We start from the raw sequence: 14,801 nt of genomic DNA, 5'->3' as shown, positions 1-14,801 counted from the left end.
CCGCCGGGAATAGCCTCGACGCGCGACCAAAAGATTTTTTTCGGGCACCTGGGACGAACAGAAAAATTCTCATCTATGCCCGACCTCACGCCGGGAAGGTGGCCACAGTGGCCACTGTGGTCACAACCTGGACAACACGTTGATCTGTAATGGGAAATTAGTGGCCACCTGAGAATGGCCGAGTGGCCACTGGACGGTCGCGGTGGTCACCAGTGGCCACGGCCAGGGCCTGCCGACGGGATTTTCCGTCGGCCCGGCGGTTGATGACAGTCGTGGGGGTGGCCACAATGGCCACTCCTCGATGGCGGAGTGGCCCATGACGTTTCGGGAGTATATTGCGGGCAGGCTATGCTGGGACCGCAAGTATTTCGACGAAGACATACGGCGTGATCCGCGCTTCAGCGGACAGCTGGAACATGTTGTTTACCACGCGGACTTAAGGCGGCCGGTCCGATAGCCGACGGTGATCAGGGAGTCGTCCGGTGCGACAACAGCATACGCTGACCGAGCCTTGTCAGGTTCTGCCAGACCGAGGCCGCCGAGATAGGACGAAAGCTTCTTCCAGGTGCGCTTGGTGAAGGCGTAGCGGCGAACGCCTTCACCAAGAAACTCCTCTTCCCCGAACTGAATAAGCCAGTCCAGGACCGCGGGCGGGACGGAGCGCTGCTGGGCGCGGCAGGCGCCATGACGGGTCATCTGCAACATGGGTTACCTCCAATAGCTCGGGTTTGTCCTGGGCTCGACTTAGACGGCCAGCAGCGCTCGCATGGTCGACGTGGCACGGATCTTGGCGCTATCAATCTTGGCGGCGTTGGTCTTGGGGGAGAGCGCCTCTCGGGCCTTTCGTCCCAAGAAGTAAGAGATGCGCTCGGCGTTGGCGCCAGAAGGGTGCGGAAGCCCATCCAATACGCGCGGTGACAATCCCTTCAGTGCGGCCACGGACGACAGCACCTTGGCCACCTTGTCGCCCAGTGGAACCCAAAGGGCATTGGGGAGCTGCTCCAACTCCCGGCCGAACCAGTTGTCAATTTGCTGGCGCAGCAGCGGATGGGCCAGCATGTCAGGCGAGCTGCCGCTGTAATCCTTGCCGCCGACAAACACCGGGTAGCGCAGCACCGAGGTGAAGTGTGCCAGGTGGAGGTTCTCCGCCCAAAGCGACGCTGTCGACGGAATGCCTAGCCACTGGGCGACACCGACATGGTCAAGCATGGCGACCAGATTGGAACGCATGGCGCCGCTAAACGAGGCGTAGTCCTTGGCGGAGCGCAGGGCATCCTCAAGGCTGGCACCACGTTTCAGGGCGTTGTGAGCCGCGGCTAAAGCATTGCCCGACTGCTGGGCCCCAGGCGTGATGCCAACGATGACGACGCGCGCGGTCGGGCGAACGTAATCGAACGGGCTGTAGTAGACGGTGACGTTGCCGTCCTGAGCCATTATAAGTTCGCTGTCCTGCGGGTTAAGCGAACGAGCCGCAATGGCGGAATGAAAGCGGTTTTCCATCGTTTTCCCCTCCCTCAGTTAGCCAGCGAGCATCCGCTCGATTTCGGCGATGGACATGCGCTTCCAGCCCTTGCCGATGACAATGCTGGGGCGGCCGGAGCCAGTGGACGGACGGCGCCACCGAGGCGTATCCATCTCCTGAAGCCGGTTCATCGCAGCCCAGAAATCATCGAATTTTTCCTCGGCCCCCTTCGGCCCCAGGACGTACCCGCCGGGCGTCTTGACGTCGGGAAGAAAGGCGCGGCCATCAGCGTCATGGGGTACAAAAACAGGACGGTCGATGCTCGGCGCCGCCTCGGGCTTTTGCCGGGGCTCGGCATCACGCCAGCTCGACGGTGTGAAGTTCGGGCTGCCATTGAGCCAAGCCTCGGCGGAGTCAGCAGGGATAGTGCTCCCTTCCCGCTGGAGATCGCCCTTGGAGAGCAGGTTGCGAATGGTCTTGGCCGACACCTTGGCCAAAGCAGCGACCTCCTCGACGGTCAGCGCCTCGCGGGTGATGTCGAGCTTCCAACGGCCTTGCGCTGCGGCGATGGTTTTGGGTAAGTCGTCCAGGGGCGCCAGCCAATGCGAGGGTACGTTGGCCAGGAGCTCGGCCGCCCAGTCCAGCATCTGACGCAGTTGCTGCTCGACGGTCAGCGGGTTCTCTCCGGAGGCGTCGTATCCCTCGGAGTAACCGTCAATGCCATACCGATAAAGCTCGCAGCACCACTGGGCCGTCTCGTTCCTGTCGTAGTCACTAGGGGAGACGTGGCTGTCCTCGCCGTCGAGGGCTTCCCACACGGCGCGCCAGCCGCCGGTCGCCATGGCCGAGGCATAGGGCTCGATGGTGAGAAGCCCCTCGTTTCCAATCTGCGCAAGCAGTTCCTGGATTAAAGCAATCATCGCCGCGTTGGCGGCACGCTTGCCATACATGACCTCGGCCAACTGGCCGACATGGTCGCCCAGCTTGAACAGCTCGTAGCCGTCGTAGGAGTCATACTGAAATTCGAAGTTCATCGCCTGCACCTTATAACGGGATGCGGGACATTCCCGCCTCCCGCTTTTATAAGCCCAGGGCACGGTGGGCGCAATATATTTTTTAGGAAGAAGGATTTTCCCGCGTCCCGATGACTTAGACCCCTCAGATGGGGTGAGTGCGTGAGGGAGAGGAACTGAAGCGCTATCTGGCAATGAGGGGAGCTGCGAGGAGGCCGTCGCCGGTCTGGCAGGGATATCGCGCCGCCCTGCGGCGGCAGGCGGGTGCCTGATCCCTACAGGTCGTCGTCTTCGTCGACCCAGCGCCCGCTGCGGCCCAGTTCGGAGCGTTTCAGCGCATAGGCGTCGATACGCCCGATGCCGGGGATGTAACGGATCGCCGCCCGCTTTTCGTCGCCTCGGCGGGCCAGCATATCGCGGTCGGTCAGGATCCTGCTGATCTGCGCCGCCTTCAGGGTTTCGCCTGCCGCCTCGCGCAGGCGGTGGGCCGGGATGTAGATGGCGTCGCGGTCGTACCAGGCGACGGCCTCGCGGTTGTTGTGCTTGCGGTCGAAGCCGTATTCGCCCGCGTCCACAGCCTTGATGGTGACGTCCCAGCGTTCGGCGATCCAGGCCCGCAGCATAGAGACGACTTGATCGCCGGGGGTCAGCGCCTCGGCATCGGACGATTTCTGGAAGCGGCTCCACGCCCAGCGCACCGGGGTCTCGATGTCGATGAACGACGGCAGCAACCCGAATTCCTGCGCCAGTTGCCCGGCGACCAGCGGCAGGGCCAGACAGGTGGCGGCGCGGATGCGGGCGGAATCGGTGGTGTCGCCCGCCAGCTTGCGGGCCTCGGTCAGGATGCGGTCACGCAGCGCGTCGGGCGTGCGGTGCATGTCGGCGGCGATGATCCGTTCGACGAAGGCGGGTCCGGCGTGGCCATGGTGATTGTTGATCCCCGCGATGGCCTGCAGGGTGGAGGCCGGAACGTGACGGTCCACGTCGGTGACGTCCACGTCGACGATGCGCACCGCCATGCCGGCGATCCAGGCGCCGCCGTCGGCGCGGACCTTTTCTTCCAGGGAGCATTCGCTGGACAGCAGTGCATAGGTCGACCAGGCGTAACGCTGCTTGAGCATGGCGCCTGCGGTCATGCGGGCTTTCCCCTGCCCACCGGCAATGGCGTAGATCAGCTTGGCGATGGTGCGGCCATCGACATGGGCCAGCTCGTCCAGGGCCAGAACGGTGCCGCTGGCGGCCTGGGCGAAGACTTCCACGGCGTTCTCGGTGGAGCGCATGGATTGCAGCAGGCCGTCGCCGATGCCGGTGGCGGTCCAGGCGGACACCGCCAGCTTCTGCGCCGTGGTCTTACCGCTGGACGACAGGCCGCTGAGATTGAGGCCGCAACTGTCCAACCCGGCCAGCGACTGCACCACACCCGAGAACCCGGCCAGGACGCCGAGCAGGAAATGCGGACAGCCGGTGACCGAGGTCGCCGCCACCACCGCCGCCTTCCAGCCGTCGAGATTGCCACGCACGGACTCGCTGCGGGCATTGGCGGCCAATTCCAGCGCAGTGGCCTCGCCCATGGCCTGCCCGGCCGGGGTGACGAACACCGGGTGGTCGCGCCCCTCCAGCCGATGCCAGCCGGGACGGCTAACCACCAGGGTCTCGGCCTGGGGATTGGCGGCCTTCAGCAGCATGACTGCGACCTGATCGCCATCGGCCAGGGTGCGCAGACCAGCGGCGTAGAGGGCGGAGCGGATTTCCTGCGCCCCCTGCTGGGCAATGGCTGCGCGGGGAAAGTCCACCACTCGCGGGTTTCCCTGCATGTCGCGAATGACGACGCGCAGGCCGTAGGCATCGTCGTGGTCGAGATAGCGCAACCGGGAGGGAATGCCGAAGGGGCTGGCGACCGCCTGCCACATGGTTCGGCCATCCTTGCCGCTGCCCATGTTGCGATGGACCAGGATCTCGCCGGAGCGGGACGCGCGGCACAGACGCAGGTCGACGCCCTCGGTGCGGGGCAGCGGAAAGAGGGTGGCCATCTGCCGCACTTCGTCGTCGAAGCTGACATCGTCGGCCTCGTGATCCGCCGCCGCTGCATCCAGCGTCTTCCGCAGGGCGGCCACCTGTTTCCGCGATGTGGGGATGCCGATGCCGGCCTGCTTCCTGATGGCGGCGAATAACTTGTCCTGCTGGAAAATCTCCAGGTTGCAACTGGCGATCTCGGCATAGAGGCGGCCCAGGGCGATGGCATCGCCGTCTTGCAGGCTGTCCACCTGTGCCATCAGGCTCTCGAAGGTCGGAGCCTCCTCGGCGGCGGGCTGCACATTATTATAATGTGCGAGCGCCGCGCCCTTGCGCAGATCGTCGTTGAAATCGTCGCCGTGCAGGGGCGAGACGATGGTGGACGGGATGTCGGCGGCATTGAGGCGATCAGCCAGGGTGGCGGCGGCCTGCTGACCGGCGTCGCCGGCATCGGCGAAGATGGTGACGCGGCTTGTGCCCTCGGGCCATTGCCATTGGCGGATGCCGCCCGCCGACAACGCCGCCCAGGTGGGGATGCCGAAGATGGCCCAGGCCGACAGGGCGGTCTCGATGCCCTCGGCGACACCGAGATGCCCGTCGGCAGGCAGCGGCGCGAGCCGAACCGAACCGCCATCGACAGCCCCCAGCATCTTCTTGCCCGGCGGGGCCTTGCCCGAGCCATCGTCGAGCAGGAAGGTGCGGTGGATGCCGCCGGTGGGATTGCCGGCGCCGTCACGGACGACGCCCACCAGACCCGGCCAGCCGCGCCGTCCCTCGAAGTCGGGAAGGTCATCGTGGTACAGCAGATCGGGCGAACGGGGATTGCCGACCCCGCGGTGGCGGAGATAGGTCTCGCCGACGGTCCCGGCCAGCGGTTGGGCAGAGCCGATGATGCGGGCCACTTCCAGGTCGTGGGTGGGCTTGGGGTTGTTGGCTCGTGGTGGCGCGGGCAGATCGAGGCGGGCCAGCCGGGCGGCCTCCTCGAACAGATCGCGGTCGGCGAGGCCGGTGGCGTGGTGGATCAGGTCGATGGGGCCGGCGCTCTCGCCGGTGGCGTGGTCGAAGCCCCAGCCGGCGTGGGGGCCGGCGAGGTGGAGAATGCACGACCCTTCCTTCCGCGGCGCCCGGCCCGACAGGTCGGCGCAACGCAACGTCCGCCGATCCTGCGACCACCGCGCCTGCGGAAACAGCCCCGGCAGCCAATCCGGTGCCGTCGCGGCGAGGCGGTCGCGGATGTTGTGCAGGTCATGGCGGGCCGGCGGCGCCCAGACGTCGTTGAGGTCGATCATGCCAGGATCACCAGCCCCCGTTCGGCTCGGGTGATGGCGGTGTACAGCCAGCGGCGGCGGTCCTGTTCGGTGCGGCCCAGCCCGTCGTCCCAGACGATGACGTTCTCCCACTGCGAGCCCTGCGCCTTGTGGCAGGTGATGGCCCAGCCGAAGGTGGCCTCGGCCAGCTTTTTCTTGTCCCGCCAATCGCGGTCATGTCGGTGGGGATCGAGGGCAACATGGTCCTGGAAATGGCCCTTGTAGAGCATCAGCCGCCCCGGCTTGCCGTCCCTGGCCGGTGGACCGATGGGGGTTCCTTCCTCGTCGGTGACCACCGCCGAGAAGTACAGGCTGCCCTCGTCGACGATGTCGGCCAGCGACAGGAACATGCCGTTGATCAGGCCGAGGTCGTTCTGGTTCTTGAGGCAGATGATCTTCTCCGCCGGCCCGGTCGGCAGGAACGATCCGCTGAAGCCGGCGGCACGGCGGAGCGCGTTGTTGAGCTGGAAACGAGTGGCGTTCTTGCCGCAGATGACCTGACCGCCGCGCAGACATTGTCCCGGCGTGACGTCGGCCATCCGCATCTTCCAAGCATGGTCGTCGTACTGGCCGAAGCCGATGGGCCTCCCCTCGCGCGCCAGGGTGGCCAGCCGGATGATGGCGCTCTCGGCCGCCTGGCGGTGGATCTCGGTCAGCATGATGTCGGGCGCAGCTTGGGTGAAGGCGCCTTCCCCCTTGATCGGCGGTAACTGGCCGGGATCGCCCAGCACTAGGATGGGACGCTCGAAGCTCATCAGGTCGCGGGCCATGTCCTCGCCGACCATCGACACCTCGTCCAGCACGATCAGCCTGGCCGATGCGGCAGGGCTGTCGGGATTGATGGCGAAACGCGGCTTCTTCATCTCACGGAGAGTCTGGCGCATCGCCTCGATGGCGGCCTCGGCGGAGGTGCGGTCGAAGCCGACGAGGTGGCGGGCGTCGATTTCCGCCTGGGCGATGCGCTTCTGGGCTTCCTCGATCTCGTCCTCGGTGGCCTCGATGACGCTGTAGATCAGGCTATGGATGGTGCGCGCCGGGGTGCCCTTGCGCCGCAGCACCAGGGCGGCCTTGCCGGTGAAGGTGGCAGTGACCACGCCGGGGCGGTCCTCGGAATGGGGCGAAAGGCCCAGATCGTCGAGGGCGAACTTCAGCACCGTGGACTTTCCCGTCCCGGCATAGCCGAACAGCCGGAACACCTGCTGCTCGCTGGTGCGGGTCTGGAACCAATCGCGGATGGCGGCGATGGCCTGGGCCTGGGTGTCGGACGGAGTGATGTCGCCCATTATCGTCACCGGGGCTGGAAGCGTTTCTCGACCTCGGCCAGCCGGTTGGCCAGGGTGCTGGCCTGGGCGACCAGGGCTGCGATGTCGGTGCGCAGCTGGTCGAGTTCGGGATCGGTGCGGATGGGGCCATAGGCCGCCTCGCGGATCTGCTCGATCATCTTGCGCGGCAGCTTCAGGTCCTCGGCGACGCGCTGATCGGAATAGCCGTCCAGGTACATGCCCTTGGAATCGTCGAACACCTCGTCCAGCTTGTGGCGGATGCGCATGCGTTCGTCGGGAGTGGCGGGACGGAGGGCGGGCGTGGTCATCGGCATTTCCTTCGGGATGGTTGGTTTGATGGGTTTCGGCGCTGCCGCCTTGACCGGCGGGGCGGAGCTCCGGGTCACAACGTTTGCCGGCGTAGCCGGCGGGCGCGGGCGGGCCTTGCAGTCGGGGCAGAGGGTGCGGCGGGGGCGGTTCTTGTCGCAGTCCCAGCCCTTGGCCCGAGCCATGCGCTCGACACCATCGGCGTGATGGGTGCTGTTCAGGGTGAGGTCCAGCGTCTCGCCGCATTGGGCGCACCACAGGCGGGCGACGGTGCGCGGGCCGCTGGTGTCGCGCACCTGGAGCACGTCGTAGCTGAGGGGGCGGGTATTCATCGGCAGGCTCCCCAGCAGCGGTCCTGCCAGGAACAGGCCCCGTGCCACCCGCCCGCCGTCCTGCCGCCGCGGCAAACCACCGAGCTGCGTTCGGCTGCGGCACGGGGCAGCAACTCGTGGGCATCACTGGCCTGCACCACCTGGAGGGCACGGTCGCTCATGGCCTGGGCCAGGGCAGCGTCGAACGGCACCAGCTCGCAGTAGACCTCCCAGGTGTCGCGGTTGAGAGCCGTGAACAGCGCCGGTGCCGGCAGATCCATGTAGGCCTGATACAGCGCAATCTGCGCGGCATAGACCGGCTTGGACAGCACCACGCCGCGCTTGACGACGTCCTTCCACGATGAGGCGCCGAGCGCCTTGTTCTCCCATAAGGCGGGATAGGCCATCGCCACTGGGCCGCCGACCAGGCAGCCGTCGATGTGGCCCTTGAAGCGGCCGTTCAGCGCCGCGAAGCCGAACTGCTTTCCGTCGCGACGTTCGGTGCGCAGATCGAACCCGGCCGATCTCAGCCATGCCGCCACCACGTCCTCGCCGCGATGGCCGGCCTCGAAGATGCGGAGCGTCTTGGGCTCGAAATCGCGGCCCTCGTCCTTGGGCACGGCTAGGTAGTCGTACTGGATCTGGCGCAGGCAGTCGCGGCCTATGCCCGAAGTGCTGACGTACTGGCGAGCCACCTGCGCCCGGTTGCGGGCGACCAGCATGCTGTCGATGGCGGCGTTCACCGCCACGGTGATGCCGGGATCGCGGGCAGGTCCCAGATACTGGCAGCCGGAGTCATGATTCAGGTCGAGCATGGCGGCGGCCTTCAGAACGGGATGGGATCGTCGAAAGCGGTACCGGTGCGTTCCGGCACACTGGCCTGCCGTTGCATGGACTCGACGTAGCCGGTGACGGCGGCCTCGATCAGGCGGTCGATGTCGGCGGCACTGCGGTTGAAGAAATGCTCCATCAGACCCAGCGCCGTCAGGGCCTCGGCGAAGAGCGGACGGGCATCCTTGATGGCCTGGGTTTCGCGGGCGGTTTTGTCGATCATGCCGTTGCTCCGTCGGGCGATTTCGGCGCCGGCCTGCTGGCAGCGCGTCGAGCAGAAGCCGTAATGGGGGTAGATGTCGTGGCGCAGGCGGTGGACGTAGCCGAAGCCTCGGGCTTCCCGCCCGCACACCGCGCACAGCGTCAGGCCAGCAAGAGCCGGGTCAGGTCCGGGTGTTCGCCCGGCTCGTCCTTGATCCGCGAACAGCCCAGCACCACGAAGCTGCTGATGGCCGCCTGAGCCATGGCCTCCAGTTCCCACAGGGCGAGAACCCTGATGGGCTGGTGCAGTCTTCCGCGGGCTTCGAGCCATTCACCGATCGCCTTTGCCGCCTGACGCGTCACATGCGCCTGCCATTCATCGTCCGTCATGGGGTGAAGCCGCCCGCCGGGCCGACGGGCGGCGTCTCCGTCAACCATTGAGCCAGGCCGGGCCGTTGGCCGACGGCTGGGCGGTGGACTGCTGGGTGGCGGGCTGGGGCTGGGCCGCCCCCTGCTGGTTCCAGGGAACATTGCCGGCCTGCTGCTGCGGCGCCTGCGCCGGTGCGGCATCGGTGGCCCAGGCCGGGGCGTTCTGCCCGGCACCGGCATTGGTCGGTTTGCGCGGCTTGGCATTGATGGGATCGGGCTCCACCACCTCGCCCTTCATCACCGGCTCGTATTGCGGCTCGCCGGGCAGTACCACGTTGGCCAGCCGGTTCTGGTCGCGGTATTTGGGGTCGCTGGCCGGCTCGACCATGATGCGGGCGGCGAAGGTGATGCCGTCCAGCTGCTTCAACCCCTGCAGCACCCGCTTGGCCTTGGCGGCGTCGCTCATGTCCTTGGGGTTGAGGCCGAGGGCGGAATCCACCATGGCGCGGAACGACGCCTTCGAGATATTCCAGCCCTTGGACTGGCCCTTGTCGTCAACCTTGCCGCCGGCCACCGTGAAGTTCTGCCAAAACTTGCGGCGCACGAACGGCCCCTCGACCACGGTGAATTCGCAGTCGAGCATCCTGGCGTCGCTGTCGGTGCCTGCCTTCAGCAGCCCGGCATCCATGGGGGCCGAGCCGTTGGTGCCGCCGGGGCGGATGGTCATGCGCACCTTGGCGAAGGTGCCGTCGGGGATCAGTTCGCCCGTGGGCATCATCTGCGGCTGGGCGTCGTTGAAATCGTAGGACATGGGGGTAGGTTCCTTTCAATCAGGCGGAGGCGCGGTTGATCTTGGAAAGCAGGGCGCCGAGATCCGGCGGCTCGGTCACGTCCAGGCGGCCGGAGCGATCCTTGGCGGGCAGGCCGTAGGGATTGCCGGAACGGCAGACCAGGCGACGCTCAACGGCTTTCTCGTCCAGCAGCCAGTTGCCCTCGGCGTCGGCCGAGAACAGATGCATGGAGATGACCTGATCGACGATGCCGGGCAGTTCCCGCCCCGCTTTCGATCCCTCCATCTGCGGCTGCCAGGTGGCGACGTTGAATTCGTCGGTGACCTTCTCCAGCACGCCGACAAAGATCACCGTCTTGTCCGGTGCGTGCTGCAGGTGCTTCAGGGCCTGGATCACCTCGCGCCCCAGCAGGCCGTAGGCGCCGCGCACGTCGGGTTTGCCGGTGCGGTCCGAGAACGCCTCGGGCTGCTGTTTGGCATAGGCCATGGCCTGGCGGGTCAGGTCGGTGATGGAATCGACGAACACCACCGGCATCGAGGCCAGGAACTCCTCGACCCCAGAACCGGAATAGACCGAGCGCACATGCTGATGGTGCTGGGCGCTATACCAGGCGTTGGGATCGACCGCCGGATCGGGGCCGCCGATGAGCACGGCGAGGTCGCGGAAGTCGCCGAAGCTGCGCACTGGGATGCTGGCGCCCGGCCAGTCTTGCACCGATTTCATCCCCGCTTCCAGATCCAGGCAGACGGTCTGGGCGGGCGGCAGGGTCTTCAGCAGCGACGTCTTGCCGACACCGGGCGGGCCGAAAATGGCCACCGAGGTCTTGTTGCCGGCGGACGACAGGCGCTCGTCGGCGGTGATGATGCGAACGGCCATGGGGTTCTCCGATTCAAAGGGGGGACGACGGGGCGTTGACCGGGCGCCGGAGGGGAACCTGCCCGCCCTTGCGGAACGGGCCGCCCCGCCGTGTCTCATGGGCTGTTGGACTTGAGCGCGAAGGTCGGCTTGCCGGTCTTCACCGTGCGGGCGGCCTCGAACGCGGTGCGGATGTGGGCCGGCCAGGCGCCGTACTTGCGCTCGGACACCTTGAACGCCATCTCGACGTACTCGCCCGGCTCGCCACCGCCCGTGCGGATGCGCTCGACGATGGCCGCCAACTGCGTCTGGTCCCACTCGATCTTCTTGGGCAGATCGGCCACCACGGTGACGGCGCCGTCATCGAAGCGAACGGTGCCGGAGTCCTTGCCTTCGACACGGCGGCGCTCCGCCGCCAGGGCGCCGTACTTGCGTTCCAGGGCGCCGTCGAGCCAGTCCTTGGCTGCCTTGGCGCGACGCAGGGCCTCCTCGGCCTCTTCCTGCAACAGAGCCAGGGTCTCGCCGGACAGGGCAACGATTTCGCCGAGCGGCATGTTGGCCATGTCGGCCAGGCGGGGGCGATTGGGGATGGTCATGCCCGACCTCCCGCCATATTCTGCTTTTGTTCGGCAATATACTCGCGCAGGCGGACGGCCATGGCGAAGGTCAGACGGCGGCGGCCCTGCTCGATATGGCGCAGCAGGTTCGGGTCGTTGACCGCCTTCTTGCAGAACATGGTCGGCGCGGTCCCCGTCTCCGCCAGCCACACCTCGACCTCCTTCTGGACGTCGGAGATGAAGGTGCTGACGTGATCGGTGATGTTGGTTTCGGTGGCGTCCATTCGGTCCCCCTTCGTTTCCGTTGGACGGACCCTATCAAGCTTGACACGATTAGGACCAATCCTATTTTATGGATCCGCACGAACCCGAGGAGCCATCATGACCGACACCCTGGCCGACCGCATGCGCGCCCGCATGGCCGAACTCTCCCTGCGTCCGCTGCATGTGGCGGAGGCGGCCGGGGTGGGGCGCTCCTTCGTCTACGACATCCTGCGCGGGCGCTCCTCCGACCCGTCCAGCGAGAAGCTGGCTCGCGTCGCGACGATCTTGAAGATGCCGGTCGAGGCGTTGCTGTATGGCGACGGCGGCGGGAATGCACCCGCTGTCGCCGCCGTCTCCAGCCGGACCTATGTCACCGTGCCGTTCGTCGCCGTCGAAGCCGACATGGGTGGCGGAGCGGTGGTGGACAGCGAGGAAGAGTGCGCTCCCTGGCGGTTTCCCAAGGCGTGGCTGCGCGACGTCCTGCGCCTGGGGTCCGGCGGCCTGAAGCTGATCCGCGTCCGCGGCGACAGCATGGAGCCGACCCTCCTGGGCGGTGACGTGGTGATGATCGACACCACCCAGACCATGCCCGATCCCACCGGCATCTTTGTCCTTCACGACGGCTTCGGGCTGGTGGCCAAGCGGCTGGAGCGCCTGGCCGGCGGCGAGGTTCCCTCCGTGCGCATCATCTCGGACAACACCCGCTACCAGCCCTACGAGCGCACTGCGGACGAGATCTACATCGTCGGACGCATCGTGTGGTTCGCGCGGAACTTGTCCTGAAATTCGGATTAGACCGAATACGGAGCGGTGCGGCATAAGGCGACGATCACGGATCGTTCTCTGGTGCCGCCCGATGCCCAACGCCCTCCATCCCGACCGCATGTCCGCCGCCGAACGTCTCGACGAGGTGGCGGACATCTTGGCCTCTGGTCTGATCCGCCTGAAAGCGCGGAAGTCGAGGCGTTTATCTGCTGACCGCGGAGACAGTTGCCTCGACTTCACGGCCCGCCAGAGCGGTCATGTCCCCGTCAACCGACGGAGGAAATCATGACCGAGGATCCCTTGCTGGCCCGCTTGGCCGCCCTGAAGACCGCGCCGATCCCCGACCTGAAGGCGCTGTGGCGCGATCTGTTCGAGGCCGAGGCACCGCCCTACAACCGAACCTTCCTGGAAAGCCGGCTGGCCTACCGCCTCCAGGAACTGGCCTATGGCGGGCTGGCGGTCACCACCGTCGCCCGGCTGGAAAACATGGCCGAGGATTTCGACACCAGCAAAGCGCGCCGCGCGAAGGAACTCGATCGTCCCATCGCCGGCAGCCAACTGGTGCGCGAATGGAAGGGCATCGAGCACTGCATCACCGTCCGCGAGGACGGCTTCGAATACCAGGGGCGCCCCTACCAGTCGCTGTCGGCGGTGGCCCGCGCCATCACCGGCACGCGGTGGAACGGGCACGCGTTCTTCGGCCTGAAGAACTGGAGGAAGGGGGCATGAAACCCACCGGAAGCAAGCCAATCCGCAAGCTGCGCTGCGCGGTCTACACCCGCAAATCCACCGAGGAAGGGCTGGAGATGGAGTTCAACTCTCTCGACGCCCAGCGCGAAGCCTGCGAATCCTATGTCGCCAGCCAGAAGGCCGAGGGCTGGGTGCTGGTGCCCACCCATTACGACGACGGTGGTTTCTCCGGCGGCACCCTGGAGCGGCCCGGCCTGAAACGTCTGCTGGCCGACATCGAGGCCGGACTGGTCGATGTCGTGGTGGTCTACAAGATCGACCGCCTGTCACGTTCCCTGATGGATTTCTCTAAGCTGGTCGAAGTGTTCGACCGCAACGACGTCACCTTCGTCAGCATCACCCAGTCGTTCAACACCACCACGTCGATGGGGCGGCTGACGCTCAATATCCTGCTGTCCTTCGCCCAGTTCGAGCGCGAGGTGATCGGCGAGCGCGTCCGCGACAAGGTGGCGGCGTCTCGGCGCAAGGGGATCTGGATGGGCGGGCCGGTGCCGTTCGGCTACCGCTGCGCCGACCGCAAGCTGCTGGTGGTCGAGGAAGAAGCCGCCATCGTGCGGATGATTTTCGAACGGTTCATCCGCACCGGCTCCGCCACCCTGCTGGTCGGCGAACTGGCGGCCGAGGGCATCACCCGCCGCGGCAAGAAGCTCGACAAGGGCGGCCTCTACAAGATGCTGGCCAATCAGGTCTACATCGGCAAGGCGGTCCACAAGGGTGTTGCGTATGACGGCGAGCACGAGGCGATCATCGACCAAGCCCTGTGGGACAAAGTTCGATCCGTGATGGAGGTCAGCCCGCGCACCCGGGCCTGTCGCACCCGGGCGCAAACGCCCGCCCTGCTGAAGGGGCTGATCTTCGCCCCCGGCGGTCGCGCCATGACACCGACCCATACCCGCAAGAACGGGCGGCTGTACAGCTACTACGTCACCATGAATGTCATCAAGGAAGGCCCCGACGCCTGCCCGGTCGGGCGCGTGCCTGCCGCCCAGGTCGAGAACGCGGTGATCGACCAGTTGCGCTCCCTGCTGCGCACCCCCGAGGTGGTGGCCCGCACCTGGAAGAGCGTCCGCGCCGAGGGCGAGGCTATGACGGAGCGGGAGGTCGCCACCACCCTCGGCCAGCTTGATCCCCTGTGGGACGAACTGTTCCCCGCCGAGCAGGCCCGTATCGTCCAGCTTCTGGTGGAAAAGGTCGATCTCTCGCCCCAGGGCATCAATATCAGCCTGCGCACCGACGGCCTGGCCCAGCTTGCCGGGGAACTGAAACCGGCAAAGGGACGGAGGGCTGCGGCATGACCACCGTGTTCGTGCCCATGACCTTCCGCCGCATCGGCGGGCGCAAGCGCATCGTTCTGCCCGATGGCAGCCTTTATAACCCGGAAACGCGGGTGCCGGTCGACAGCCCCATCGTCCGCTCGCTCGCCCGCGCCTTCCGATGGCGGCGCATGCTGGAATCGGGGCGCCATGTCTCGATCAACGAACTGGCCAAGGCCGAGCGCGTCGATCGCGCCTTCGTCAGCCGTGTTCTCCGCCTGACCCTGCTGGCCCCCGATATCGTCGAGGCAATCCTCGCCGGCCGCCAGCCCGAAAAATTGACCGTGCGTGCGCTGCTGGAGCCGTTTCCGGCGGACTGGGCGGAGCAGCGGCGGGTTTTCCTGGAAAGCAATCATGCCGCTTGAGAACTGACACAGCGGCCGACAATCGATTCCGCTGACAGCGCCGGA

General features: G+C 66.4%; 17 protein-coding genes. 4 read left to right on the top strand and 13 right to left on the bottom strand.

The annotated features are described in order from the left end of the window. Nucleotides 1–423 precede the first annotated feature (423 nt). The 13 genes from MTBSS4_RS04280 to MTBSS4_RS04220 form a co-directional block, all read right to left on the bottom strand. The gene (locus MTBSS4_RS04280) at nt 424–705 is read right to left on the bottom strand and encodes a hypothetical protein (protein ID WP_173982159.1); all 282 of its coding nucleotides are present in this window, start codon (nt 703–705) and stop codon (nt 424–426) included. Nucleotides 706–744: 39 nt separating this feature from the next. Beyond that, on the bottom strand, nt 745–1,500 hold the full coding sequence (locus MTBSS4_RS04275) for a hypothetical protein (protein WP_173982158.1): 756 nt from the start codon (nt 1,498–1,500) through the stop codon (nt 745–747). Nucleotides 1,501–1,518: 18 nt separating this feature from the next. Further along, nucleotides 1,519–2,496, bottom strand: coding sequence for a helix-turn-helix domain-containing protein (locus MTBSS4_RS04270; RefSeq protein ID WP_173982157.1), 978 nt, complete (start codon nt 2,494–2,496; stop codon nt 1,519–1,521). Nucleotides 2,497–2,750: 254 nt separating this feature from the next. Beyond that, nucleotides 2,751–5,777: a DUF927 domain-containing protein gene (locus tag MTBSS4_RS04265; RefSeq protein ID WP_173982156.1), complete on the bottom strand. Its 3,027-nt coding sequence runs from the start codon at nt 5,775–5,777 to the stop codon at nt 2,751–2,753. Continuing rightward, nucleotides 5,774–7,078: an ATP-dependent RecD-like DNA helicase gene (locus MTBSS4_RS04260; RefSeq protein WP_173982155.1), complete on the bottom strand. Its 1,305-nt coding sequence runs from the start codon at nt 7,076–7,078 to the stop codon at nt 5,774–5,776. The genes MTBSS4_RS04265 and MTBSS4_RS04260 overlap by 4 nt, the downstream gene beginning before the upstream one ends. A 5-nt stretch (nt 7,079–7,083) precedes the next feature. Next, complete coding sequence (locus MTBSS4_RS04255; RefSeq protein WP_173982154.1) at nt 7,084–7,716, bottom strand: hypothetical protein; 633 nt, start codon at nt 7,714–7,716, stop codon at nt 7,084–7,086. Beyond that, entirely contained in the window at nt 7,713–8,510 is a 798-nt protein-coding gene (locus MTBSS4_RS04250) for a hypothetical protein (RefSeq protein WP_173982153.1), read from the bottom strand. The genes MTBSS4_RS04255 and MTBSS4_RS04250 overlap by 4 nt, the downstream gene beginning before the upstream one ends. Before the next feature lie 11 nt (nt 8,511–8,521). Next, nucleotides 8,522–8,878 (bottom strand): DUF6511 domain-containing protein, encoded by a 357-nt coding sequence (locus MTBSS4_RS04245; protein ID WP_173982152.1) that lies wholly within the window; start codon nt 8,876–8,878, stop codon nt 8,522–8,524. Nucleotides 8,879–8,889: 11 nt separating this feature from the next. Beyond that, a complete protein-coding gene (locus MTBSS4_RS04240; RefSeq protein ID WP_173982151.1) occupies nt 8,890–9,117 on the bottom strand; it encodes a hypothetical protein in 228 nt (75 codons plus the stop codon). A gap of 40 nt (nt 9,118–9,157) precedes the next feature. Beyond that, nucleotides 9,158–9,907 carry a hypothetical protein gene (locus tag MTBSS4_RS04235; protein WP_173982150.1) on the bottom strand — a complete coding sequence of 250 codons (750 nt, stop codon included), beginning with the start codon at nt 9,905–9,907 and terminating at the stop codon, nt 9,158–9,160. A 19-nt stretch (nt 9,908–9,926) separates the two neighbouring features. Then, nucleotides 9,927–10,763, bottom strand: coding sequence for an ATP-binding protein (locus MTBSS4_RS04230; protein WP_173982149.1), 837 nt, complete (start codon nt 10,761–10,763; stop codon nt 9,927–9,929). 95 nt (nt 10,764–10,858) lie between these two features. Beyond that, nucleotides 10,859–11,338, bottom strand: a complete 480-nt coding sequence (locus MTBSS4_RS04225) for a hypothetical protein (RefSeq protein WP_173982148.1) — start codon at nt 11,336–11,338, stop codon at nt 10,859–10,861. Next, nucleotides 11,335–11,583: a hypothetical protein gene (locus MTBSS4_RS04220; RefSeq protein ID WP_173982147.1), complete on the bottom strand. Its 249-nt coding sequence runs from the start codon at nt 11,581–11,583 to the stop codon at nt 11,335–11,337. The genes MTBSS4_RS04225 and MTBSS4_RS04220 overlap by 4 nt, the downstream gene beginning before the upstream one ends. A 97-nt stretch (nt 11,584–11,680) precedes the next feature. Between MTBSS4_RS04220 and MTBSS4_RS04215 the strand changes: the two genes are divergently transcribed. The 4 genes from MTBSS4_RS04215 (at nt 11,681) to MTBSS4_RS04200 (ending at nt 14,756) form a co-directional block, all read left to right on the top strand. Beyond that, nucleotides 11,681–12,346 (top strand): LexA family transcriptional regulator, encoded by a 666-nt coding sequence (locus MTBSS4_RS04215; protein ID WP_173982146.1) that lies wholly within the window; start codon nt 11,681–11,683, stop codon nt 12,344–12,346. 267 nt (nt 12,347–12,613) lie between these two features. Continuing rightward, complete coding sequence (locus tag MTBSS4_RS04210) at nt 12,614–13,057, top strand: DUF2924 domain-containing protein (RefSeq protein WP_173982145.1); 444 nt, start codon at nt 12,614–12,616, stop codon at nt 13,055–13,057. Continuing rightward, nucleotides 13,054–14,373 carry a recombinase family protein gene (locus MTBSS4_RS04205; RefSeq protein ID WP_173982144.1) on the top strand — a complete coding sequence of 440 codons (1,320 nt, stop codon included), beginning with the start codon at nt 13,054–13,056 and terminating at the stop codon, nt 14,371–14,373. The genes MTBSS4_RS04210 and MTBSS4_RS04205 overlap by 4 nt, the downstream gene beginning before the upstream one ends. After that, nucleotides 14,370–14,756 (top strand): hypothetical protein, encoded by a 387-nt coding sequence (locus MTBSS4_RS04200; RefSeq protein ID WP_173982143.1) that lies wholly within the window; start codon nt 14,370–14,372, stop codon nt 14,754–14,756. Before MTBSS4_RS04205 ends, MTBSS4_RS04200 begins: the two co-directional genes overlap by 4 nt. Nucleotides 14,757–14,801 lie beyond the last annotated feature (45 nt).

It is taken from the genome of Magnetospirillum sp. SS-4 (genome assembly GCF_902729425.1).
In the GTDB taxonomy this organism is placed as follows: domain Bacteria; phylum Pseudomonadota; class Alphaproteobacteria; order Rhodospirillales; family Magnetospirillaceae; genus Phaeospirillum.
The sequence above is the reverse complement of the archived record's forward strand: the minus strand, read 5'-3'. Positions and strand labels throughout refer to the sequence as shown.

Bases quoted from the DNA above. Each gene is read 5' to 3' on its own strand.
- MTBSS4_RS04240 (WP_173982151.1), bottom strand. From the start codon at position 9,117: ATGACGGACGATGAATGGCAGGCGCATGTGACGCGTCAGGCGGCAAAG.
- MTBSS4_RS04270 (WP_173982157.1), bottom strand. From the start codon at position 2,496: ATGAACTTCGAATTTCAGTATGACTCCTACGACGGCTACGAGCTGTTC.
- MTBSS4_RS04225 (WP_173982148.1), bottom strand. From the start codon at position 11,338: ATGACCATCCCCAATCGCCCCCGCCTGGCCGACATGGCCAACATGCCG.
- MTBSS4_RS04255 (WP_173982154.1), bottom strand. From the start codon at position 7,716: ATGAATACCCGCCCCCTCAGCTACGACGTGCTCCAGGTGCGCGACACC.
- MTBSS4_RS04205 (WP_173982144.1), top strand. From the start codon at position 13,054: ATGAAACCCACCGGAAGCAAGCCAATCCGCAAGCTGCGCTGCGCGGTC.
- MTBSS4_RS04260 (WP_173982155.1), bottom strand. From the start codon at position 7,078: ATGGGCGACATCACTCCGTCCGACACCCAGGCCCAGGCCATCGCCGCC.
- MTBSS4_RS04200 (WP_173982143.1), top strand. From the start codon at position 14,370: ATGACCACCGTGTTCGTGCCCATGACCTTCCGCCGCATCGGCGGGCGC.
- MTBSS4_RS04235 (WP_173982150.1), bottom strand. From the start codon at position 9,907: ATGTCCTACGATTTCAACGACGCCCAGCCGCAGATGATGCCCACGGGC.
- MTBSS4_RS04280 (WP_173982159.1), bottom strand. From the start codon at position 705: ATGTTGCAGATGACCCGTCATGGCGCCTGCCGCGCCCAGCAGCGCTCC.
- MTBSS4_RS04265 (WP_173982156.1), bottom strand. From the start codon at position 5,777: ATGATCGACCTCAACGACGTCTGGGCGCCGCCGGCCCGCCATGACCTG.
- MTBSS4_RS04250 (WP_173982153.1), bottom strand. From the start codon at position 8,510: ATGCTCGACCTGAATCATGACTCCGGCTGCCAGTATCTGGGACCTGCC.
- MTBSS4_RS04230 (WP_173982149.1), bottom strand. From the start codon at position 10,763: ATGGCCGTTCGCATCATCACCGCCGACGAGCGCCTGTCGTCCGCCGGC.
- MTBSS4_RS04210 (WP_173982145.1), top strand. From the start codon at position 12,614: ATGACCGAGGATCCCTTGCTGGCCCGCTTGGCCGCCCTGAAGACCGCG.
- MTBSS4_RS04220 (WP_173982147.1), bottom strand. From the start codon at position 11,583: ATGGACGCCACCGAAACCAACATCACCGATCACGTCAGCACCTTCATC.
- MTBSS4_RS04215 (WP_173982146.1), top strand. From the start codon at position 11,681: ATGACCGACACCCTGGCCGACCGCATGCGCGCCCGCATGGCCGAACTC.
- MTBSS4_RS04275 (WP_173982158.1), bottom strand. From the start codon at position 1,500: ATGGAAAACCGCTTTCATTCCGCCATTGCGGCTCGTTCGCTTAACCCG.